At 57.1% G+C, this 3,138-nt stretch carries 1 protein-coding gene; it reads right to left on the minus strand.

Going from position 1 to position 3,138, the window contains the following annotated elements; genetic code table 11:
* Window positions 1-3,000, minus strand: a 3,000-nt coding sequence (locus ACQREB_RS08775; RefSeq protein WP_427767810.1) for an autotransporter-associated beta strand repeat-containing protein, incomplete at its 3' end; no start/stop codon positions are given.
* Between the last annotated feature and the right edge of the window lie 138 nt (window positions 3,001-3,138).

The raw sequence follows: 3,138 nt of genomic DNA on the forward strand, positions 1-3,138 counted from the left end.
AACCGTTCCCGCCTCGATCACGGTTCCGCCCGTGTATTTATTGTCTCCAGAGAGAATCACCGTTCCCGCGCCGGTCTTTTTCAGCGCACCGGTCGTCGCAACGAGCTCATTCGACACGGTCTCCTGCTTCGCATTGCTCGCAATAACTTTGGAGACATCCAAGGTGGCTGTGCTGTTCGTCACATCGAAAATCAGCACCGCGCCGGCAGCAATACCGATGTGCGAATTTGCCTGAAATTCACTGCTGCTATTCACGTTCGGCGCGATATAACTCGTTCCCTCTCCCGAATAGCGATAAGTGCCTTCGCCGTTCGCCACGGAGAAGCCGCGCATCGCGCCGCCGTCCCTGTAGCCGGAAGTCATATTCGCATTCTGCGCCTCGGTCACCTCAAGAACACCGCCGTTTTTGAGAACCGTTTTGTCCTGCGCGAACGTCTCGCCGAGGTTGCCCTTGTCGCCCCACCCGAGACTGTCGACTTTAAGCACGCCGCCTTCAATCGTCGTGCCGCCGGAATATGTGTTTGCGCCTGAAAGCGTCAGCGTTTCCGAACCGCTCTTCACGAGCGCAATCGCCCCCGTAATCGTTCCCGAGAAATCTCCGCCGCCGTTTACGGTCAGCGTCGAAGACGACGTCCCCGATGCCAGAGAAACCGCGCCCGCGCCGGAAAGCCCGTATGCGGAAACCGCCGCGACTCCAAGCTTCAGCGTCGCGCCGCTCTGAACTTCAAGCGCGCCCGTGCCGAGCGCGCTTTGGTGTGCCGCGACAAGATTGCCCGCCGCAATCGTCGTCCCGCCGGAATAAGTATTTTCACCTGTCAGCGTCAGCGTTCCTACATGGCTGTCAACAGTTCCGGTTCCCATGTTCACGTTCAAAGCGAGTCGGTCGCCGTCGTTGGCGCCGTCGGCAAGAAGCGCGGAAATCTTCAGATCGTTGCACCATTCAGTTTCCGCGCTTGTGACGTTGAGCGTGCCCGTACCATGAATTTTCCCCAAAATGTTCGTGCCGTTTCCGTAAAGCGACCCCGCAATCGTCGCGGAGCCTCCGGCGGCGTCAATCAGAATCTCCGAGCCGTCGTGACCATTGTTGGAAGTTCCGTAGCCGTTACGCAGTTTGAGCGTCGCGCCGTCGGACAAAGTGATTTTATTCCAATCAAAGCGAGCGCTAGACCCTTCAACCCAAAGCGTCACGCCGCTTCCAACAACGAAGGACGCGTTCGCGCCGTTTCCGGAAGCTGTCCCCGTGATTTCCACAGTAAGACCAACGGTGTCGGCGCCTTTCTGCATCGAGAGCGTCCCCAAATATCCGGAAAGCGTCCCGATGGAGTAGCTTATCGGTTCACTTGTTCCGCCGGTAATGCTTAAATTCCCCGTTCCGGAAAGCGTCCCGATGGTAAACTTTGTGCCGGAGCCACGGCTCCATCTAGAGGTGATTGTACCGGCGCCGTTCATCGCGACTTCACGGATAGAAAGAAATCCGGAAGAGTTCTGCGTATCTTCGATATGGAGCGTGCCGCCTTCGAAAGTCAGTTTTCCCCACGTCAGTGCGGAAGCGGAGAATTTATCCGCGTCCAAGCTTAACCGTCCCGCGAGAACAATATCGTCAAAAAGCAGATTGACGGTCTTGCTGGTCAACGTCGCGTTGGATTCGATTCTGAGCGTGTTCCCGGAAATGGACGCGGACGCGCTATCCGTCGTCGGCTGGAACCTGTACGACCCGCCCGTGACCGTCATGTCGCCGACCGCGAGATTCGTACCGTTTTCGAGCGTCACGGTCTTGTTCTCCGCATCCGCGCCGAACGTCACATTGTCGAGCGCGTAAAATTTCGTCGGGGCGGAGTTATGAGTCCAGTTTTCCGCCGAAGAATTCCATGTCGAGTTCCCGGACGTCCCCGCCCAAACGATATTTCCCGCCGCTCCAGCCGTAAAGACGACTTGACCGACCGTGGATACATCTACGGACGCACCGCGGAGGGACGTCACGACACCGCTGATTTGGAAATTTTCCGCCGACAGCGTTTCCGCATTCCATCCGTTGATCGTTCCGCCGGAAATCAGAGAGTACGTGTTGCCCGTGTCGCCGACCTTCAACGAATCCGAAAGCACGAAAATCGTGTCCGAACTGACGGTTACCGTCGCATTGTTCGTGATTTCTGAAGAAAGCGACAGGGTCGCGCCGGAGAAATCGAGCGTCCCTCCCGAAACCGTAACCCCATCCAAATAAAGCGTTCCTCCAAGGACTTGCGTGCCGGTGCCTGTTTTCTCGATACCGACTTTCTCGCTTGCCGTTCCGACCTTCCCGTAAAATTCATACGTTCCCGCTCCCGCGAGCGTGAGAACTGTGCCGGAGGTCGCGACCGTAATGGACTCCCGCAGGTTGATGTTGCCGATTCCGGCTGCAACAACCTCACCCTCCGCTACAGGAGAGTAACCTTTACTCGTGCCCGTAATACCTGCAAGCGTCGTCGCGCCTTGGAGCGACAAGGTGTCGTATCCGCGCGAAGTATTGCCGTACATGCGCTTCGTCACCCAGTTCTGTTCCCGTGACACGCCGGCGAAGACATACTCGACGTTGCTCCACCCCGTTCCGGACAATTTTGCGACGGTGCTGTTGTTCCACTCGTTGACGACCGCGAACTTGCCGAAAAATGCGGACGCGTCCGTGTTGGCGAAATCAAAAGTATACGTGGGGGTGCTGCCGTCGCCGCCTTGATAACCAAGGACAATCAGTCCGCTTCCAGACAACGCCATACTGGACTCCGCGGAACCCAACGCCACATTTCCAGTGGCTCCAAGAGTACCCAGCCAAAGCCACCCGCCGTTGTCCGTCGTTCCCTCTTCGGGAGCCGTGTACGTGTAGGTGTTTCCGGCGCCAGCGACTCCGGAACCGATGGTCAGCGCTGTTTGCTCTCCGTTCGTGAGCGCGACGTCGTCCGCGAACGCGGGAACGCTCATCGTCGCGGCGGCGAGGAGGGAGGTGAGGAGGAATTTTGAATTTCTCATTGTGTGGATTTGTTTTTGGTTTTCGTTGAATTTTTGTGCGGATTCTACCCCGGTTACGAATACCGTGGCAAGCGGAAAGTTTTAACCACGGAAAACACGGAAAAGCACGGAATTCGTTATTTGGCGAAGATTCGCGGA

Origin of the sequence: Candidatus Spyradosoma sp. SGI.093, from assembly GCF_050314555.1 — a bacterium.
Taxonomy (GTDB): Bacteria; Verrucomicrobiota; Verrucomicrobiia; order Opitutales; family UBA953; genus Spyradosoma.